This window comes from Agrobacterium sp. RAC06, assembly GCF_001713475.1.
Taxonomy (GTDB): domain Bacteria; phylum Pseudomonadota; class Alphaproteobacteria; order Rhizobiales; family Rhizobiaceae; genus Allorhizobium.
The window spans coordinates 4,592,714-4,610,582 of sequence record NZ_CP016499.1; the positions used below are offsets into that span (position 1 = coordinate 4,592,714).

The 17,869-nt window shown below is 61.0% G+C and carries 18 protein-coding genes; 7 read left to right on the forward strand and 11 right to left on the reverse strand.

From position 1 onward, the window contains the following. Positions 1-236 precede the first annotated feature (236 nt). The gene (locus tag BSY240_RS21785) at positions 237-704 is read left to right on the forward strand and encodes an Lrp/AsnC family transcriptional regulator (protein ID WP_069043725.1); all 468 of its coding nucleotides are present in this window, start codon (positions 237-239) and stop codon (positions 702-704) included. A gap of 9 nt (positions 705-713) precedes the next feature. On the opposite strand, the gene BSY240_RS21790 is transcribed toward BSY240_RS21785, so the two are convergent. The 3 genes from BSY240_RS21790 to greA are packed head-to-tail and all read right to left on the reverse strand — an operon-like array spanning position 714 to position 3,270. Next, positions 714-1,670 (reverse strand): glycosyltransferase, encoded by a 957-nt coding sequence (locus BSY240_RS21790; protein ID WP_069043726.1) that lies wholly within the window; start codon positions 1,668-1,670, stop codon positions 714-716. Positions 1,671-1,673: 3 nt separating this feature from the next. Continuing rightward, entirely contained in the window at positions 1,674-2,771 is a 1,098-nt protein-coding gene (locus tag BSY240_RS21795; RefSeq protein ID WP_069043727.1) for a glycosyltransferase family 4 protein, read from the reverse strand. Positions 2,772-2,793: 22 nt separating this feature from the next. Continuing rightward, a complete protein-coding gene (gene greA, locus BSY240_RS21800; protein WP_054151746.1) occupies positions 2,794-3,270 on the reverse strand; it encodes a transcription elongation factor GreA in 477 nt (158 codons plus the stop codon). A gap of 267 nt (positions 3,271-3,537) precedes the next feature. Between greA and BSY240_RS21805 the strand changes: the two genes are divergently transcribed. The 3 genes from BSY240_RS21805 (at position 3,538) to BSY240_RS21815 (ending at position 7,148) form a co-directional block, all read left to right on the forward strand. Beyond that, on the forward strand, positions 3,538-4,767 hold the full coding sequence (locus BSY240_RS21805; RefSeq protein WP_069043728.1) for a putative DNA modification/repair radical SAM protein: 1,230 nt from the start codon (positions 3,538-3,540) through the stop codon (positions 4,765-4,767). Beyond that, entirely contained in the window at positions 4,767-6,227 is a 1,461-nt protein-coding gene (locus BSY240_RS21810) for a UdgX family uracil-DNA binding protein (RefSeq protein WP_069043729.1), read from the forward strand. Before BSY240_RS21805 ends, BSY240_RS21810 begins: the two co-directional genes overlap by 1 nt. 354 nt (positions 6,228-6,581) lie before the next feature. Further along, positions 6,582-7,148 (forward strand): phosphoribosyl-AMP cyclohydrolase, encoded by a 567-nt coding sequence (locus BSY240_RS21815; RefSeq protein WP_054151546.1) that lies wholly within the window; start codon positions 6,582-6,584, stop codon positions 7,146-7,148. 58 nt (positions 7,149-7,206) lie between these two features. On the opposite strand, the gene BSY240_RS21820 is transcribed toward BSY240_RS21815, so the two are convergent. The 4 genes from BSY240_RS21820 to BSY240_RS21830 are packed head-to-tail and all read right to left on the reverse strand — an operon-like array spanning position 7,207 to position 10,358. Further along, a complete protein-coding gene (locus BSY240_RS21820; RefSeq protein ID WP_069043730.1) occupies positions 7,207-7,911 on the reverse strand; it encodes a response regulator transcription factor in 705 nt (234 codons plus the stop codon). After that, positions 7,908-9,542, reverse strand: coding sequence for a sensor histidine kinase (locus BSY240_RS21825; protein ID WP_069043731.1), 1,635 nt, complete (start codon positions 9,540-9,542; stop codon positions 7,908-7,910). The genes BSY240_RS21820 and BSY240_RS21825 overlap by 4 nt, the downstream gene beginning before the upstream one ends. Further along, complete coding sequence (locus BSY240_RS24280; protein ID WP_210183764.1) at positions 9,539-9,922, reverse strand: hypothetical protein; 384 nt, start codon at positions 9,920-9,922, stop codon at positions 9,539-9,541. The genes BSY240_RS21825 and BSY240_RS24280 overlap by 4 nt, the downstream gene beginning before the upstream one ends. 7 nt (positions 9,923-9,929) lie before the next feature. Continuing rightward, complete coding sequence (locus BSY240_RS21830; RefSeq protein WP_069043732.1) at positions 9,930-10,358, reverse strand: SRPBCC domain-containing protein; 429 nt, start codon at positions 10,356-10,358, stop codon at positions 9,930-9,932. A 113-nt stretch (positions 10,359-10,471) separates the two neighbouring features. Here BSY240_RS21830 and BSY240_RS21835 point away from each other — a divergent pair, with 113 nt between their 5' ends. Then, complete coding sequence (locus BSY240_RS21835) at positions 10,472-11,329, forward strand: DMT family transporter (protein WP_083229699.1); 858 nt, start codon at positions 10,472-10,474, stop codon at positions 11,327-11,329. Between the two features lie 21 nt (positions 11,330-11,350). Here the strand turns inward: BSY240_RS21835 and BSY240_RS21840 are convergent, their stop codons facing one another. The 4 genes from BSY240_RS21840 to carB form a co-directional block, all read right to left on the reverse strand. Then, the gene (locus tag BSY240_RS21840; protein ID WP_054151550.1) at positions 11,351-11,536 is read right to left on the reverse strand and encodes a hypothetical protein; all 186 of its coding nucleotides are present in this window, start codon (positions 11,534-11,536) and stop codon (positions 11,351-11,353) included. Between the two features lie 124 nt (positions 11,537-11,660). Continuing rightward, the gene (locus BSY240_RS21845) at positions 11,661-11,855 is read right to left on the reverse strand and encodes a DUF2283 domain-containing protein (RefSeq protein WP_069043733.1); all 195 of its coding nucleotides are present in this window, start codon (positions 11,853-11,855) and stop codon (positions 11,661-11,663) included. After that, positions 11,852-12,109, reverse strand: a complete 258-nt coding sequence (locus tag BSY240_RS23780; RefSeq protein WP_083229700.1) for a DUF4258 domain-containing protein — start codon at positions 12,107-12,109, stop codon at positions 11,852-11,854. The genes BSY240_RS21845 and BSY240_RS23780 overlap by 4 nt, the downstream gene beginning before the upstream one ends. 10 nt (positions 12,110-12,119) lie before the next feature. After that, positions 12,120-15,602 (reverse strand): carbamoyl-phosphate synthase large subunit, encoded by a 3,483-nt coding sequence (carB, locus tag BSY240_RS21850; RefSeq protein ID WP_069043734.1) that lies wholly within the window; start codon positions 15,600-15,602, stop codon positions 12,120-12,122. A 288-nt stretch (positions 15,603-15,890) separates the two neighbouring features. Between carB and BSY240_RS21855 the strand changes: the two genes are divergently transcribed. Both BSY240_RS21855 and BSY240_RS21860 read left to right on the forward strand, forming a co-directional pair. Beyond that, complete coding sequence (locus tag BSY240_RS21855; protein WP_236759395.1) at positions 15,891-16,985, forward strand: phosphatase PAP2 family protein; 1,095 nt, start codon at positions 15,891-15,893, stop codon at positions 16,983-16,985. Between the two features lie 120 nt (positions 16,986-17,105). Then, positions 17,106-17,834, forward strand: a complete 729-nt coding sequence (locus BSY240_RS21860; RefSeq protein WP_069043736.1) for a DUF1868 domain-containing protein — start codon at positions 17,106-17,108, stop codon at positions 17,832-17,834. Positions 17,835-17,869 lie beyond the last annotated feature (35 nt).

Sequence of the window (17,869 nt, forward strand, 5' to 3'; positions counted from 1 at the left end):
CGCTTCCTTTCAATGCGCGGTCTTCGTCTTCGATCGGGGGTATCAAGCGCAGGCAAACCCGACCGTTGCGCAACTGTCGCCCATTTAGGATCGAAGCGACAAGCAATTCAAGGCATGGCCCGGCATTAGCAACAGAGCTTTGCGCGTCGGCGCAATAATTGTGCGTGAACGCGGAGGATTCTTGCCAATTACGTCTGAAGGAGTAGATATCGCACACATCTTCAAAAGGATCGACCGTGCTCAAGGTAGAACTCGACGCCATCGACCTGCGCATTCTGAAAGAATTGCAGCGGGACGGGCGCATGACCAATGTGGAACTCTCCGAACGTGTCGGCATTTCGGCGCCGCCCTGCCTGCGTCGGGTACGCAAGCTCGAGGAGGCCGGCGTGATCGAAAGCTATCACGCCATTCTGAATGCCAGCCGGCTGGGCTACGATCTCGTTGCCTTCTGCATGGTGGGATTGAAGCACCAGTCGGAAGCCAATCTGAAGGCCTTCGCGGCGGCGACCGAGAGCTGGCCGATCGTCCGTCAGGCCTGGATGGTCAACGGTGACAGCGATTTCCTGCTGCATTGCGTGGCGGAAAATCTGACCCGTTTCCAGGACTTCGTCATCGAAGTGCTGACGGCCAACGAACATGTCGACACAGTCAGGACGATGTTGACGATCCGGCAGGTGAAGAAGGTTGGTCTGGTGGAGATCTGAGCGGCCCGCTCAGAAAGGTTTCAGCGCTTCTGCCAATCTCGTGCGGAAGCCTGTGTCGATCTCGACGAAACGTTGGCGCGCAGCACTGCCCAGCGCCTGTTTTTCTGCCACGTCCATTGTCAGCAGGTTCTCGATGATCTTTTCCATCGCCTCGAGATCAACGAGATAATTGGTGCCCAGATGTCTGGGCTCCGTGCGTCCATAGGGAATGAGAATGCCGCAATCGGCGGTCACGTGCTCGTTCATCGGCGGGCCGTCGGTGGTGACGGTGACCGCCCCGACGGAGAGCGCTTCGACAAGGTGATGGCCCCAGCCTTCGGAGCGAGACGGGCAGAGGTGGATCCCGCAACTGTTTTGCCATTGCCTGAGTTCGGCATCGGTGATGTAGCCGCTGACCACACGGATATTGGGGATTCCGGCGGCCTTCGGATGCGGATCGCGCTGGACCAGAACCAGTTCCGGCCATTCCGGATGACGGGACCACAATTCGATCACGTCTTCCGTGCCCTTCAGCGTGCTGCCGCCGGCCAGATGAAAGAAGCTGTTCCAGTTTTTGGCAACGCTCTCGTCGAGCCGGTCTTCCGAGGTGAAGCCGACATAGGCGGTGGAGGCCCCGAGGCTGCGGAAAATCTCTTCGGCATGTCGGCTCTTGGCCAGAACCAGGTCAATGCCTTTCAGGCGGCCAATGTGGCGGCGCGGAAAGCGCTCCTGGTTCGGGCAGAGCAAGTTTAACCTGCTGGCGCTGAACCAGTGCGGAAAGGCGCGTTCGATATGGATGATGGTTTTGGCCTGCTTGCGGCCGAGGATCCGGTCGAAAAACTTTCTTGCCCGAATGCCTTTTGTTGCCACACCCTCGGAGCGGCCGATGGAGGCCAGTGCTTCGATCAGCAGCGACGTGTCGCGTGTCAGCCCGAAACTGTTGTCCTTGTTGACAATGAGGATGTCGAGCAGATCGCGGTCGGCCATCGGTCAAACTGTTCCGGATGTTGCGGGCTTGGGGCGGGCACTTGCCTGGGGCAGGGTAGTCCCGAGCAGGCTTGCATAAACGTCGGCCAGCTGATCCGCTTCGCGTTCCAGCCCGAACGCCGCCTCGACATGTTCGCGCCCGCGTCGACCGGCCAGTATCGCCTTTTGTGGTTCGAGAAAGGTCGAGATTGCGTCGCGCAGGCGCCCATAGTCACCGGCCGGCACGACGGAGCCGGTCTCGCCTTCGATGATCATCTCGGCATAGGCGCCGGCGTCACTTGCAACCACGGCGGTGCCTGAAGCCATGGCCTCGAGCGGCGTCAGGCCGAAGCCTTCGTTGCGCGAGGGGGCAACGTAGAGCGTCAGACGGCGATACCAGGGCTTGATGTCATCGACTTCGCCGAGGAAACGGATGCGGTCTGTCAGGCCGGCGGCGGCGATGTCGGCCTTCAGCTTGTCTGCAAAGGCCGTGTGTTCCGCGGTGATCCGGCCAGATATCACGGCCGTCCATTCCGGATTGCCCGGAAGGAGCTCGATCATCGCCCGTACGAAAAGATCCGTGCCCTTCTGATGGCGCACCCGCCCGAAACAGCCGACCAGATGCCGGCCCTTCAGATCTTCGGGAAGGCTCGCGTCGAGCTCGTCCGACGGATGGAACAGCTGAAGGTCTACGCCGTGGCGAATGACGCGATGCGGGACCTTGAGAAAAGAACCGGACTTTCCATTCGTCGCTACCACGCCGTCCATCTTCGAGATGAGCCAGCGGGTGTAGCGGCTGTGATGCCTTTGGGCCGCAGACGTGAAAAGCAGCTTCAGCGGCATGCGGAAGATGTCGCGGAGGATCAGGCCCACCAGCATCTCGTTGTTGCGACGGGCATGCCAGACGCGGGCAGGGGTAGCGTTCGGCCGCTTCCAGAGGCCGGGCAGCTCGGCCCAGCGCATTTTTGGCAGGTGATCGGGCAGGCCGGGACCAAGCGTCAGGATGCCTAGACCCTGGCGCCTTTGTTCCGGCACGAGCTGGATCACTGTCGATGTCACGCCGGAGAGGCGCCGCTTGAAATGCGGCGCAATCACCGAGATGTCGTCGAGGGATTGCGCCACAGAGGAGCCCTTCCGGCCTAGATCAACCCCACTTGACCGCGAGGATCTCGTAGGCCTTGGAGCCGCCGGGGGCGACGACTTCGATGCTGTCGCCAGCTTCCTTGCCGATCAGCGCGCGGGCGATCGGCGAGGAGATCGAGATGCGGCCGGCCTTCACGTCGGCTTCCTGGTCGCCGACGATCTGGTAGGTCTTCTCTTCCTCGGTGTCTTCGTCCATCAGCTTGACTGTCGCGCCAAACTTGATCTTCGAGCCAGACATCTTCGAGAGGTCAATGACCTCTGCGCGGGCGATCAGGTCTTCCAGTTCGCCGACGCGGCCCTCATTGTGGCTCTGTGCTTCCTTGGCGGCGTGATATTCCGCATTTTCGGAAAGGTCGCCATGAGCGCGCGCCTCGGCAATTGCCTCGATGATGCGCGGACGCTCTTCCTGCTGACGCCAGCGCAGCTCTTCGCTGAGCTTTTCGAAACCGTTCTGCGTCATCGGTACTTTGTCTACCATTTCCTCTTCCTTCGTCTTCATGGCCGCGAGCGCGGGCACAAAAGAAAACAGGTTCCGAAGCAAAGCTGCGGAACCAGTCACAAATCACGTTACGGCAGACTATAGCAGAATGCTTTGCGCAATTTCCAGAGTTTTCGTCGGGCGCCTCCGAAAGCCGACCTGACGGCGAGAAAAATCAGCGAAATCAACGATCATGGTGCCCGGTGGACGCAATGTCGCAAGGCGGAAACTTGACCATTGTCACGGGAACGTATAGAGAACATTCCCATGAAGAAGTCGCTCAAAGAACGTCTCGCCATTCTCTCCGATGCCGCCAAATATGATGCGTCCTGCGCGTCCAGCGGGACGACCAAACGTGACTCGTCCGCCTCTGGCGGTCTCGGCTCGACAGAGGGGTCGGGCATCTGCCATGCCTACGCGCCTGACGGCCGCTGTATCTCGCTTCTGAAGATCCTGCTCACCAATTTCTGCATCTATGACTGTGCCTATTGCATCAATCGCTCTTCGAGCAATGTCGAACGGGCGCGGTTCACGCCGGACGAGGTCGTCTGGCTGACGATCGAATTCTACCGTCGCAATTACATCGAGGGCCTGTTTCTCTCCTCCGGGATCATCAAATCCTCGGATGATACGATGGCCGAAATGGTGAAGATCGCCAGGGACCTGCGCACCAAGCACGAGTTTCGCGGCTATATCCATCTGAAGACCATCCCTGAGGCATCCGCGCATCTGGTCGAGGAGGCGGGGCTTTATGCCGATCGCCTGTCGATCAATATCGAGCTGCCGACCGATCACGGGCTGGAGCGCTATGCGCCGGAGAAGCGTCCGGTCAACATCCGCCGCTCGATGGCGGATCTGAGGCTGAAGATCGACGAGGCGCGCGAGCCAACTCACACCGGGCGGCGCAAGAAGTTCGTGCCCGGCGGGCAGAGCACCCAGATGATCGTCGGGGCTGACGGCGCCAATGATGCGACGATCCTCGGCTCCAGCGCGCGGCTCTACAGCAGTTACGGGTTGAAGCGTGTCTACTACTCCGCCTTCAGCCCGATCCCCGACAGCTCGAAAAACCTGCCGCTGATCAAGCCGCCCTTGATGCGCGAGCATCGGCTCTATCAGGCGGACTGGCTTTATCGTTTCTACGGTTTCTCGGTCGAGGAGATTTCGTCGATCGGGCAGGGCGGCATGCTCGACCTTGAACTCGATCCGAAGCTGGCCTGGGCGCTGGCGAACCGCGATCGTTTTCCTGTTGACGTCAACAAGGCGGATCGGGAGACGCTACTGCGTGTCCCGGGTTTCGGGACGAAGACTGTGAACGGCTTGCTCTCGGCCCGCCGTCATCGGCGCGTGCGGCTCGAGGACCTGACGCGTCTCGGTGTGTCGCTCAAGAAGGTACGGTCCTTCATCGTCGCCGAGGGATGGTCGCCGAATCGCAGCCTCGATCGGACCGATTTGCGAGCGGTGTTTGCGCCGCCGGCCGAGCAGCTGTCGCTATTCTGATGCGAACCGTCACGCTCGAAGGGCGAGGGGCGTTCGACGAGTGGCGCGATGCTGCACGTTCACTCCTGGCTGATCGGGTGAAACCCGATCAGGTTCGCTGGCAGCTTTCTGGCGAGGGGGGCGATCTCTTCGGCGCGATGCCGCCTGAGACCGGGCCTGTCGATGTGCCTTCCGGGATCGTCGTGCCGAAGGGCTTCATGGAGGCGGCGGAGGCGGCGATCTGCCATACGGATCCGGCTCGATTTTCACTTCTCTATCGCATTCTCTGGCGGCTGCAGGCGGAACGCAGCCTTCTGCAGGTTAGCTCCGATCCTGACGTCTCGGACCTCATCCGCTTGATCAAGAATATCAGGCGCGACAGCCACAAGATGAAGGCCTTCGTGCGGTTCCGCGAAGTCGAGGGTGTGCAGGCGGGACGGCGGCGATTCGTTGCCTGGTTCGAGCCGGAGCATTTCATAGTGTCGCGCACTGCCGGCTTCTTCCAGCGGCGCTTCACCGACATGGACTGGCTGATCGCGACGCCGAAGGGCTCGGCCGCGTGGAACGGGCAGGCGCTCAAGACGTCGCGCGAGCCGGCCGCCCGGCCGGAAGCGGAGGATGAGACCGACGAGCTCTGGCGGACCTATTTCGCCAATATCTTCAATCCGGCTCGGTTGAAGATCAAGGCAATGCAGTCGGAAATGCCGAAGAAATACTGGAAGAACATGCCGGAGGCCTCGCTCATTCCGGATCTGATTGCGGGTGCGGAGCGGCGGGTCGCCGAGATGGCAGAGCGGCAGGCGAGCCAGCCGCCGGCCTTTCACGAGCGGCTACAGGCGCAGTGGCGTGAACGAGAAGACGAGGAGGCGTCGGTCAATCTGCCGCCGCTCGAACGGCTGCGGGAGGAAGCGGCAAGTTGCACGCGTTGCCCGCTGCATTGCCATGCGACACAGACGGTGTTCGGCGAGGGGCCAGAGGATTCGGAGATCATGTTCGTCGGGGAGCAGCCCGGCGATACCGAGGATCTGGCGGGAAAGCCGTTCATCGGTCCGGCTGGCCAGGTCTTCGATGAGGCCGTGGCGGCGGCAGGGATCGACCGAACTCAGGTCTACGTCACCAATGCCGTCAAGCATTTCAAATACGAGCGGCGCGGCAAGCGGCGGATCCATATGCGTCCGGAAGCCGGTGAGGTGGCGCATTGCCGCTGGTGGGTCTCAAAGGAGATCGAGATCATCCGGCCGCGCATCGTCGTGGCGCTCGGCGCGACCGCCTATCTGTCGCTGACAGGTGAGAGCCGGCCGATCGCCGAGGTGCGGGGCATGCCGATCCCGATGCAGGACAACCGAATGCTGCTTGTCACGACGCATCCAGTGGCGATCCTCAGGATGCCCGACGAGGATCTGAAAGCGCGCAGCCTAGATGCCTTTCGGTCGGATCTTCAAGGCGTGCGGCGGCTTTTCGACACGCTGCCAGCCCTTTGACGAGGTGCTTCTGTGGCCGTCGATGCGGCTTTCTTCGACTGCAGTTCGCACATACACATCGGTCGCAATGGCGGCGGCAGGAGGAGCGTCGCCGTCGCCAGTGCGCAACAGAGAGCGAACCCGCCGGCAAAGCTGTCGCGCGCCATGCCGATCCAAGGGGCGGCTTCTTTTCCCGTCTTGCGGCGAACTCTCAGCGCTGATCGACCGGGCTCCCGCGACTGCCGGAGTGGCCGCCGCTCGCAATCTCTCCCTTTAATCTTCCGTTCATGTTCGGCTCATGCAGCTTTCAGCTTCGCGACCCATCTTCATGCCAACGCACTGGGATGGTCCCAGCGTCGCCAATGAGGTTAAGAAATGTTCAGATTTGCCGTTTCGACATTTGCTGCTGTGATGATTGCCTTCTCCGCCCAGGCGGAGATGCCGGTCAAGGCAACGATCATCGACAGCACCATCACCCAGGCCCAGGTCGAGGCCGCCCAGGTTGCCTGGGGCGACGCGCTCGTGAAGATCGCCACGGATTACAAGGACGGCGGCATCGACAAGGCCAAGGCAACGGCCAAGGCGGTGATTGACGGAGCCTATGGCTATAACCTCGGCCCGGTGCTGTTCAAGCCGACGCTGACCGTCGAGCCGCAGACCTTCCGGCCGACGGCCGAAGGGGCGCTCGCCTATTTCGTCGGCCATGATCCGAACTACCCTGCCGATACCGGCTTTGCGCTGAAGGGCTGGACCTCGGTCAAGATCGAGAATTCGGCAATCTTCATCAGCGGCAAGACTGCGCAGACCATTGGCAAGGTCCATATCTCCGATGCCGAAGGCAAGGTCACCACAGTCGACAAGACCTGGGGCTATCAGCTTGACGATGCCGGCAATCTGCGGATCGTCCTGCATCACTCCTCGCTGCCCTATACCGTCAACTAACACTTCCGATCAGCAAACCTCAGCCTGTCTGGTTGTGTTGCGCGCCCCTGAGCACTCCTCAGGGGCGCGTCGCCGTCAGGCGATAGCCTAGGCCCCGGATGGCAGTGATTTTCACATCGGGGTCCAGACTGGCAAGCTTACGCCGAAGCCGGCTGACATAGACATCGACGACATTGGTCAGCGGATCACGATCGGCCGCCCAGACCCGCGCCAGAATGCGTTCTCGGCTGACCGTTGCCCCGGCCTGTGCGGCCAGCAGTTCGATCATTGCCATTTCCAATCCACTGAGCAGGACCTCGCCAGTTGCGCTGCGCAGACCCGGCAGTTGCCGATCCAGCGTAATCTGACCAATCTGCAAAAGCTTGGGCGCAGTGGTGGGCTTTGCACGGCGCATCAGCGCTTCAATTCGGGCCAGCAATTCATCGAAATCAAAGGGTTTTGCCAGATAGTCATCGGCCCCGCGTCGCAAGCCATCAGCGCGCTCCTGGCTTTCTCCCATGGCGCTCAACATCAGCACCGGGACCTGATGGTTGCGCTGGCGTAGCATCTGGCAGAGGCTCAATCCATCGAGTTCCGGCAACATGACATCAAGAATGACAACACCTGCCAGGTTCTCCGTCGCGCAGGTGCGGGCAAAAGTCTCGGCGGCGGCCAGGCCCTCGCGGCCGTTTCGGATCCAGGTGACGGTATAGCCTTCGGCCTGCAGGCCGCGCTGCAGAAAATCGGCAACCCGGACATCGTCCTCAATCAGCAGAATGTTCATTGAGGCTCCTCATCCGTCAATGGCGGCGACAGCGGCAGGGTCAGGCGTGCAAGCGTGCCGGTACCCTGTGGCGATTCCAAGATCATCAGGCTGCCGCCCTGGGCCTCGGTTAACTGCCATGCGATGGCCAGACCAAGTCCGAGACCATCGGGTCTGTGCGTGCGAGCCTTGCTTGAACGCCAGCCGCGATCAAAAACATGGGGCAGGTCTTCGGCGCTGATGCCGATGCCCTGGTCGATGATGTCGATCTCAATACGCTCAGCCGCGGCTTTCGTGACGCTTACCTGGACCTCGCCACCGGGATGCGAATAGCGGATGGCATTGTCGATGAGGCAGACCAGAACCTGGCGGAGCCGGTTGGGATCAGCCTCGACCACATCCTTTGGCAGAGGGTCCGGCCCTTTGAGCTGAACGGCCCGTTCGGCCGCCATGGCGCCGGCAGCCTCCAGGGCCGCATGAAGCACCTCACCAAGTACCAGCTCTGAACTCTCGATCACCGGCCGGGCCTTCGGATCGCGCACCAGCACCAACAGATCCTCGATCAGGTGTCCCATCTGGCGTGAGACCGTGACGATCCGTTCCAAGGCGGAACGATAGGCGCTGCTGTCAGGATTTTTCTGTCTAAGGGCCACTTGGGCTTCACCGCGGATCACGGTGACCGGGGTGCGCAGTTCATGGCCGATATCGGCAAGCAATTGGGCACGTGCCCCTTCCGATGCCGCAAGTTCATCCACGGTGCGGCTGAGTTCGGCGGTGCGGGTGGCTACCTGCTGTTCAAGCTCAATCCGGTCTTCGGTGGCGCGGTTGCGGGACTGTTCAACCTCACCCGCCATGCTGTTCAGCTGGTCGCCGAGGTGGCGGAATTCGAGATCGCGAAAGCGTTGAAAACGATAGGAGAAATTGCCCCTTTGATAGGCGCTCAAACCCTGTTCCAGCTGTTCCAGCGGTTGACGGAAGCGGCTGACCAGAAAGGTGGCGAGGACAAAGGTGGCAAACAGTCCAAATCCGCCGGCGAACAGAAAGAGCTGGCGTGCGGTGGCCAACCCGGCATTGGCCCGCGTCCGTTCCGCCTCCAGCGCCATTTCCTCGGCGACAAGCGCCTTTTTCAGGGCCTGGGCTGGCGAAATCCCCTGTACCTGGCCGAACTGGATATCGACCTCGGCCATACGCGAGACCGTGGGCGAGGGGGATGTCAGCAGGGACGCTGTCTCCAGCTTGAGGCTGGCGACTACATCCTTCAGAAAGGCAAGAAGCTTCGTTCTTTCTTCATGCTCCACGAGGTTCTTGTGGCGAGCGCGATCCATGTCACGCGCCAGGCTGGCCTTCTCCGCCACCCGCGCTATCAGGCCATCCATGCGCTCAAGGATTGCGCTGCGCTGGGCGGGGTCTCCGGGTTCATTCAGCAATCTGCGGAAGCTCCAGTTGCGAAGTGCCGCCTTTTCCAGATCGAAACTGAGGAGTGCTGAATAAATGTCGTGGGCAATCCGCCCGCGCTCTACGCGGTACTGGGATTCGTTCAGCACATACCAGCCGGCGAAAGCAAGGATGACGGTTGGGATGGCCAGACCCAGAAAGGCCAGCCGCAGCTGGGTCACATAACGCAGGGATAGGTCAAGTCGTGTGCGTTTCATCGTGCGCCGCTGTCATGATTTGAGACGAGGTCATTCTTCTCTAACCGGGCCGCGCGCCGCCGGCATCCTTTTTTCTGCTGGTCAGAGCGGTTGGAAGGTGGCTTTGAGTGCCGCACGGCAGTGGGAAATGCCGCCGCAAGAAGCCACCGCTCAGCAAGCACCTTGCGCCGACCGAAGCGGTCGCCCAACGGGTGTCGAGAAAGCCGGCGACCATCAAGCTGGAGATGTCGTCGATCCGTAAAGGCTAGGTGGCCGAAGGATCGAGGTCGGGTCACGATCGCTGGCATGCCGAGAAACAGGACCAAGAGGTCCATTGATAGATCAAGGAAGGCAATCGACAGGATTAAGAGGCCGATCAAATGTTGACGGGTTGCGAACATGGCCTCTTCAGAGACCGAGGTCAGCCTCTAGTCGGTCGAAGTTCTGCTGGTTGGCGGCTGCGATAAAGCGCTCGATTTCGCGGTTTTCCGGCGTGTCGTCAAACTGCATAAGCCAGGTCATGCGTGTTCCCTCGGCCTCCGTGGCGAACGTCACTTCGAGCGTGAAGACATGCATCGGCTCATGGTGGAGCGCCAGGATCCGTGACGGCGGTTCTATCGCCTGAAAGGTCCAGTGATTGGCAAAGCCGGTGCCGTCGGAATTGGTCATGGTGACCAGCCAGTCACCGCCGGGCGAAAAGTCGAAATGGGTGATTTCGTTGGTGAAGCCGTGCGGTCCCCACCAGCGGGCAAGGGTTGCCGGATCGGAAAAGGCGGCGAAGAGGGTTTCGGCCGGAACGTCGAAGATACGTTCGGTGACAATGTGCAGCTTTTCCATCAAAAACCTCCAGACGATCACAGCTTGCCAATGTGGGGGGCTTCGCGTTTAACACGTGGCAGACCCGGCCGGATAGTCTCGCGACACGGCAGGGTTCAGGAGGGGTATTTCAGTTGCATTCGACATTCGTACTGACCGCCATCGCCATGCTGGCCTTCGCCGCCAATTCGCTTCTGGCGCGAGAAGCGCTGGGGACAGTGTCGATCGAGGCCGCAGGCTATACCGCTGTCCGGATCGTCTCCGGCGCGCTTGTGCTTTACGGCCTGATGCGACGCGGGCCGCTTCAGTCCGCATCGGTTGACAGACGCCTGCCGGGGGACTGGTGGGCGGCTGCGGCTCTTTTCGTTTATGCCATCGCATTCTCCGCGGCCTATCTTTCGCTTGGTGCTGCGACCGGGGCGCTGATCCTCTTTTCTTCCGTCCAGGCGAGCATGCTGGCCTTCGGACTTTTCAAGGGCGATCGGCCAAGCCTGAGGGAGGTGATCGGGTTTGCGATCGCTTTCGGCGCCTTCGTCTATCTCATCCTGCCCGGCGTGGGACGACCGGATCTCGTTGGCAGCCTGTTGATGATCGCCTCGGGCATGGCCTGGGCTGTCTATACGCTGCGCGGTCGAGGCTCACGCGATCCGATCGGCGAGACCGCCGGCAATTTTGTACGAGCTTCCGTGTTCTGTCTGCCGCTGGCGGGTTTTGCGCTGCTTTACGAGACGGCGACGCTCGCGGGCATCCTTCTTGCACTCGGCTCTGGCATCGTTGCCTCCGGCCTAGGCTATTCCATCTGGTACAGGGCGTTGCGCGGGCTCACCACCTTCCAGGCGGCGCTCATTCAGCTGTCCGTCCCGGTGATTGCGGCGCTCGGTGCCATCCTTTTCCTCAATGAGAGGCTGACGCTGCATTTTGTCGTGGCGGCAGCTTTCGTCATTGGCGGCATCGCCTTCGCCATCCTCGCCAAGCAGAAGCGGCAGGCCTGAACGCGTCGAGATTCGGCTTGGTTAGTTGAAGAATGCGAGCAATCCCGAAATGACCGTTGCCCCACCGATGGGCGCGATGAACAGCAGGATGATGTTTAACCCGACGATCCAGGCCAGCGCCTTCTGCTGGCGCGGTGTCAGTGGCTGCGGCCCCCGGCTCGGTGGTGGCTCTGGCGGCGGCGTGTAATTCTTGAGATCGAGAAACATGACGGGAAGCCTGCCTCCGGTGCCGGACCACTATCATCAACCGGATAATAGATAGGCGGCAGTCACGCTTTTCCAGCGTTGACTTCGTCCTTAAAGCAAAGATTATCCTGATATCTTCAAGGGCTCAAGCAGCATCTTCGAGTGCAGCGGCCGGCAGATTGGCGCGTGCATTGAGCACTTCGAGACCGACGATCCGACCATCGCGGTCGTAGTCAAGCATGATGCCTTCGGAGACCTCTTCGCTCTCCAGGACGGCCTCCGTGGAAAAACGAATATAGGCAGCGTCGGCAGCTGCATCATATTCCAGTCTGGGCTTCATCTCGGCATCCGTGCGTTGCGATCGAGAAACGCCGTTATGATACGGATTTCTGTTTCGCTTTCCAAGCAGATTACCCGCAAGATGCGGTCTTCGCGTTCAGGAATACGGCCAAATCGTCGTTCCGTCGGTAGGCCTGATGGATCGCTTTCAGACCAATCTGGATTGCGAACCGTTCGCTCTATCCAGTCGAATTCGAGTTGCCGCTCCAATATCACCGTTTTTGCGTGCGCGGTGAAGTGGAGCGGCTTGCTCATTTCGTGCGCCTCAGAAGTAGCTCTGAAGCGGGCGAACCTCGAGCTGGCCGCTCTTCAGCGCCCGGATGGCTTCGGCGGCCGCCAGGGCTCCTGCCATGGTCGTGTAGTAGGGCACCTTCTGCATCAGGGCGGCGCGGCGAAGCGACTTCGAGTCCGAGATCGCCTTGTTGCCGTCGGTCGTGTTGATGACCAGCTGGACCTGACGGTTGCGGATCGCGTCCTCGATATGTGGACGTCCCTCAAGCACCTTGTTGATCTTGATCGCGTCGATGCCGTTTTCGGCGAGGAAGCGCTGCGTGCCGCCCGTTGCCATGACCTTGAAGCCGATCTGGGTGAGGATCTGGATCGCGGGCAGGACGCGGGCCTTGTCCTCGTCGCGGACCGAGACGAAGACCGTGCCATCTCGCGGCAGTTCGACGGATGCTCCGAGCTGGCTCTTGGCGAAGGCGAGCGCAAAGTCCGTGTCGAGGCCGATGACTTCGCCGGTCGAGCGCATTTCCGGTCCAAGCAGCGTGTCGACGCCGGGGAAGCGCGCGAACGGGAAGACGGCTTCCTTGACTGCGATGTGCTTCAGGTTGCGCGGATCGGGCTTTTCGCCATAAGCGGCGATCGCGTCGTCGAGCTTTTCGCCGGTCATGATGCGGGCGGCGATCTTCGCGATCGGGGCGCCGATGGTCTTGGCTACGAAGGGCACCGTGCGCGAGGCGCGCGGGTTCACTTCGAGAACGTAGATCACGTCGTCCTTTATGGCGTACTGGACATTCATCAGGCCGCCGACATTGAGCGCCTTGGCCATGGCGGCCGTCTGGCGTTCCAGCTCGTCGAGCGTTGCCTTGGAGAGCGAACGCGAGGGCAGCGAGCAGGCGCTATCGCCCGAATGGATGCCGGCTTCCTCGATATGCTCCATGATGCCGGAGACGAAGACATTCTCGCCGTCGCAGAGTGCGTCGACGTCGACTTCGATGGCGTTGGTCAGGTAGCTGTCGAAAAGCAGCGGGTTCTTGCCAAGCAGGGTGTTGATCTGGCCGGTCTTGTCGTTCGGGTAGCGCTGCTTGATATCCTCTGGGACCAGACCCGGGACAGTGTCGAGCAGGTAAGACTGCAGCATCGATTCCGAATGGATGATCTGCATGGCGCGGCCGCCGAGCACGTAAGACGGGCGCACGACCAGCGGGAAGCCGATTTCGGAGGCCACGAGGCGGGCCTGCTCGACCGAGTAGGCGATGCCATTGTTCGGCTGGTTGAGGTCGAGCTTCATCAGCAGCTTCTGGAAGCGGTCGCGGTCTTCGGCGAGGTCGATCATGTCGGGCGCGGTGCCGAGGATCGGGATGCCGTTCTTTTCCAGCGCTTCGGCAAGCTTCAGCGGGGTCTGGCCACCGAACTGGACGATGACGCCAACGACTTCACCCTTTTCCTGCTCTGCGCGCAGGATCTCGATCACGTCTTCGGCCGTCAGCGGCTCGAAATAGAGGCGATCGGAGGTGTCGTAGTCGGTCGACACGGTTTCCGGGTTGCAGTTGATCATGATCGCTTCGAACCCTGCATCCTTCAGGGCGAAAGCGGCATGGCAGCAGCAATAGTCGAACTCGATGCCCTGGCCGATACGGTTCGGGCCGCCGCCGAGGATGACGACCTTCTTGCGGTCAGAGACCTGGGCTTCCGAGCGCAGTTCGCCGACGAAAGGCGTCTCGTAGGTCGAATACATGTAAGCCGTCGGCGAGGCGAATTCGGCAGCGCAGGTGTCGATGCGCTTGAAGACCGGGCGGACGTTCAGCCCGTTGCGGAGTTCTGCGACTTCCTTCGGGCGCTTGCCCGACAGCGAGGCGAGGCGAGCGTCGGAGAAGCCCATGGCCTTCAGGGTGCGCAGGTTTTCGGCATGCTGCGGCAGGCCATGCTCGCGAACACGGGCTTCCATGTCGGTGATCGCCTTGAACTGGGCGATGAACCACGGATCGATCTTGCAGCCTTCGTGGACTTCTTCCGGCGACATGCCGAGGCGAAGGGCCTGGGCAACCATGCGCAGACGGTCGGGCGTCGGCGTGCCGATGGCGGCACGGATGGCGTTCTTGTCGTCGCCCTGACCAAGGCCCGGGATCTCGATCTCGTCGAGGCCGGTGAGACCCGTTTCGAGACCGCGCAGCGCCTTCTGCAGCGATTCGGCGAAGGTGCGGCCGATCGCCATGACTTCGCCGACCGACTTCATCGCGGTGGTCAGCGTCGGTTCGGCACCGGGGAATTTTTCGAATGCAAAACGCGGGATCTTGGTGACGACGTAGTCGATCGACGGCTCGAAGGAGGCCGGTGTCGCGCCGCCGGTGATGTCGTTTTCGAGTTCGTCCAGCGTGTAGCCTACGGCGAGCTTGGCAGCGATCTTGGCAATCGGGAAGCCGGTGGCCTTCGAAGCAAGCGCCGACGAGCGCGAAACGCGCGGGTTCATTTCGATGACGACAAGGCGGCCATCGGCCGGGTTGACGGCGAACTGCACGTTCGAGCCGCCCGTCTCAACGCCGATCTCGCGCAGAACCGCGATCGAGGCGTTGCGCATGATCTGGTATTCCTTGTCCGTCAGCGTCAGCGCCGGTGCGACCGTGATGCTATCGCCGGTGTGCACGCCCATCGGATCGATGTTTTCGATCGAGCAGACGATGATGCAGTTGTCCGCCTTGTCGCGGACGACCTCCATTTCATACTCCTTCCAGCCGAGGACCGATTCTTCGATCAGCACTTCGGTGGTGGGAGAGGCGTCGAGGCCGGAATTGATGATCTCGTAGAATTCCGAACGGTTATAGGCGATGCCGCCGCCGGTGCCGCCCATGGTGAAGGACGGGCGGATGATGGCGGGCAGGCCGACATGGTCGAGGGCCTGGGCGGCAATCGCCATGGCATGACCCATGTAGCGCTGCTTGCGGTCGGTCTCGCCAAGGTTCCACTGGTTCTCGAGCTCGTCGAGGGCCTTGTCGAGTTCGGCGCCCGACAGTTTCGCCTTCAGCTCGTTGCGGGCGGCTTCATGCGTCTTGCGGTCGGCGTCCTTGATCTCGGTTGCGTTGGCGAGCATCGACTTCGGGGTTTCCAGCCCGATGCGGGTCATGGCTTCGCGGAAGAGGGCGCGGTCTTCTGCCATGTCGATGGCGGCGGGCTTGGCGCCGATCATCTCGACATTGTAGCGGTCGAGCACGCCCATGCGCTTCAAGGAGAGCGCGGTGTTCAGCGCCGTCTGGCCGCCCATGGTCGGGAGCAGCGCATCGGGGCGCTCCTTGGCGATGATCTTGGCGACGACTTCAGGCGTGATCGGCTCGACGTAAGTGGCGTCGGCAAGACCCGGATCGGTCATGATGGTCGCCGGGTTGGAATTCACCAGGATGACCCGGTATCCTTCTTCCTTCAGCGCCTTGACGGCCTGGGTGCCGGAATAGTCGAACTCACATGCCTGGCCGATGACAATCGGCCCCGCGCCGATGATGAGGATGGACTTGATGTCTTGGCGCTTGGGCATGGGCTCTATCCGTTCTTTGACCTGCGCGAAAAACCGGCCTGGGTGAGGGAGGTCACCGGCCGGGCGCAGAGAGATGGTCTTTTCAGGCTAGAAGCGGCTTATAGGGAAATGTTGGCCGGGAAGGAACCCCGAAATTGACGATTCCGACAGGAAATCGCGTCGCTGTCCGAATGGCGTTGGCGAGACTCGATCAGCGTGCGGCGAAGGGGCATCACGACCGGTCCCGCGTAGGCGCCTGACGCGCCGTCGATTACGGAATTTTCAGCAAAAGAATGCTTATCATTGCTGATGATTTCAGCTCCTGAGAATACCACTGTCAAAAGCCGCCTACTCGCTCTTTGGCGAGAAATGCTGGCGCATATGCGCTGCGATGGTGCCGTGTATGCTTGCGTGGCAATTTACACGCTCATCTGCTTCGGAGTGCTGCAGTTTTACGGCCGTTGGGACCAGTCGTCCCACACTCTCTATTTCGTACAATGGCCGCTACTTTTTCTCTGGTTCATGCCGATGATGGCGATCACGTTCGATCTTGTCTGGGGGATCCATCGGTTTGGCGGCAACCGGGGCCGCGCCTATCGGCGCTTCTTCGGGGCGAAGCGGCTCGCCAGGCTGTTTGCAGGGATGGTTCTGCTCATGGCCCTGATGATCTTTCAAGGAAGCTTCACTTCTCTCAAGAACATGCTGCCGATTCTGGCTGACGGCTTCCGCTACGACACGCTGCATGCCGACATCGACCGCTATATCCATTTTGGCTACGACCCTTGGCGACTGCTCTATCCACTGGCAGGCCACCCCATCGTCCTGGCGATCCTTGAATGGAACTACAGCGTCCTATGGTTCGTGATCTGCTTTGCATCGCTGTTCTTCGTCGCCACCTCGGCCTGGGCAGACGGTATCCGGACTAGATACATGCTGATGTTCATGTTCGTATGGGTTTTTTGCGGCAATGTGCTGGCCGGTTTGTTCCTGTCTGCGGGCCCCGCCTTCTACGGGGAAGTTACCGGCGACGATTCCCGCTTCGCAGACCAATTGGCATTCCTCGCAGACGGCCAGGCTCGGTCGTTCCAGCTCTATCTGTGGCGGATCTATGAAAACGGGAGCGCCGGCTTTGGTTCGGGGATCTCGGCATTTCCGAGCGTGCATGTGGGGTTGATCACGATGAACGCACTATTCCTGTCGGATCGTTTTCCGAAGCTGGCTTGGCTGGCGGCCGCTTACACCATGCTGATTGTCGTAAGTTCGGTCTATCTCGGCTGGCATTATGCCATCGATGGTTACGTGTCGGTCGTGGTGGTCGCGCTCGCCCATGGGTTACTGAAAAGCTGGGAAGCCCGTAGTCAGTTCCGATCCCCGCAAGCCGTGCTGATCGACGGAAAAGATTGAGCTGAGTTTATGCACTCGAGGAGCGCTGGCGGAACAATCGTTGAGGCTCGCAGTCGCAATCGTCATACTCCGTTTGCAGCCGATTGCTAATCGCAATGGCATCCATAACCAGAGGATGCCATGTCGACCCACGTTTTCTCAGATCTTCCCGACCGTCTTGTTCCTTTCGCCCGCAATCTGATGTCGGGCCCGATCCCCCATCTCGGGCAACGCTACGACACCGCCGGCACCTTCCTTCGCGAACGCGGCAACACCGTCGTGTGCCACCTCTTCGAGGGGTCCGAAGCGGCGGCTGCGATCACCGATGCACGTTCGCGGTTCACGCAGATGCCCGGTGCCGACAAGCTCGCCTTCACGGCCGCCTCCAGCCTGCACATGACCCTCTTTCAGGGGATCATCGAGACGCGGCGGGCGCTGCCCTACTGGCCGTCAGACGTGCCGGTGGAAACGCCAGTCGACGACATGACGGGGCTCTTCATCGATCGCCTGGCGCGCTTCGAGCCAGGTGACACCTTCGCCGTGGAGGTGACGCATGCCACCCCGAATGGCCTGACGCTTGATGGTGTGACGGAACGCGACCGGGCAATCCTGAAAGACTGGCGGAACCGCCTGGCGGATCTGCTCGGCTACCGGCATCCGGATCACGAGACCTATGTCTTCCACATCACCTTCGCCTACATGATCGAGCGCTTCGACGATCAGACCATGGCGGCCTGGGTGCCGTTTCTCGACGAAGTCACAACGCAGATCCGTCGGCGCGCGCCGGTGATCGAGCTTAGGGCACCGGCATTCTGTGCCTTCGACGACATGAACCACTTTGAAGAGCTTCTCGTCTTCGAGCCGAAGTGAACCGCAAAGCGGAAACGAAAATGGCGGGCCGGAGC

Bases quoted from the DNA above. Each gene is read 5' to 3' on its own strand.
- BSY240_RS23780 (WP_083229700.1), bottom strand. From the start codon at position 12,109: ATGAGCAAGCCGCTCCACTTCACCGCGCACGCAAAAACGGTGATATTG.
- BSY240_RS21815 (WP_054151546.1), top strand. From the start codon at position 6,582: ATGTTCAGATTTGCCGTTTCGACATTTGCTGCTGTGATGATTGCCTTC.
- BSY240_RS21845 (WP_069043733.1), bottom strand. From the start codon at position 11,855: ATGAAGCCCAGACTGGAATATGATGCAGCTGCCGACGCTGCCTATATT.
- BSY240_RS21830 (WP_069043732.1), bottom strand. From the start codon at position 10,358: ATGGAAAAGCTGCACATTGTCACCGAACGTATCTTCGACGTTCCGGCC.
- greA (WP_054151746.1), bottom strand. From the start codon at position 3,270: ATGGTAGACAAAGTACCGATGACGCAGAACGGTTTCGAAAAGCTCAGC.
- BSY240_RS24280 (WP_210183764.1), bottom strand. From the start codon at position 9,922: ATGTTCGCAACCCGTCAACATTTGATCGGCCTCTTAATCCTGTCGATT.
- BSY240_RS21825 (WP_069043731.1), bottom strand. From the start codon at position 9,542: ATGAAACGCACACGACTTGACCTATCCCTGCGTTATGTGACCCAGCTG.
- BSY240_RS21805 (WP_069043728.1), top strand. From the start codon at position 3,538: ATGAAGAAGTCGCTCAAAGAACGTCTCGCCATTCTCTCCGATGCCGCC.
- BSY240_RS21790 (WP_069043726.1), bottom strand. From the start codon at position 1,670: ATGGCCGACCGCGATCTGCTCGACATCCTCATTGTCAACAAGGACAAC.
- BSY240_RS21820 (WP_069043730.1), bottom strand. From the start codon at position 7,911: ATGAACATTCTGCTGATTGAGGACGATGTCCGGGTTGCCGATTTTCTG.
- BSY240_RS21840 (WP_054151550.1), bottom strand. From the start codon at position 11,536: ATGTTTCTCGATCTCAAGAATTACACGCCGCCGCCAGAGCCACCACCG.
- BSY240_RS21855 (WP_236759395.1), top strand. From the start codon at position 15,891: ATGATTTCAGCTCCTGAGAATACCACTGTCAAAAGCCGCCTACTCGCT.
- carB (WP_069043734.1), bottom strand. From the start codon at position 15,602: ATGCCCAAGCGCCAAGACATCAAGTCCATCCTCATCATCGGCGCGGGG.
- BSY240_RS21860 (WP_069043736.1), top strand. From the start codon at position 17,106: ATGTCGACCCACGTTTTCTCAGATCTTCCCGACCGTCTTGTTCCTTTC.
- BSY240_RS21810 (WP_069043729.1), top strand. From the start codon at position 4,767: ATGCGAACCGTCACGCTCGAAGGGCGAGGGGCGTTCGACGAGTGGCGC.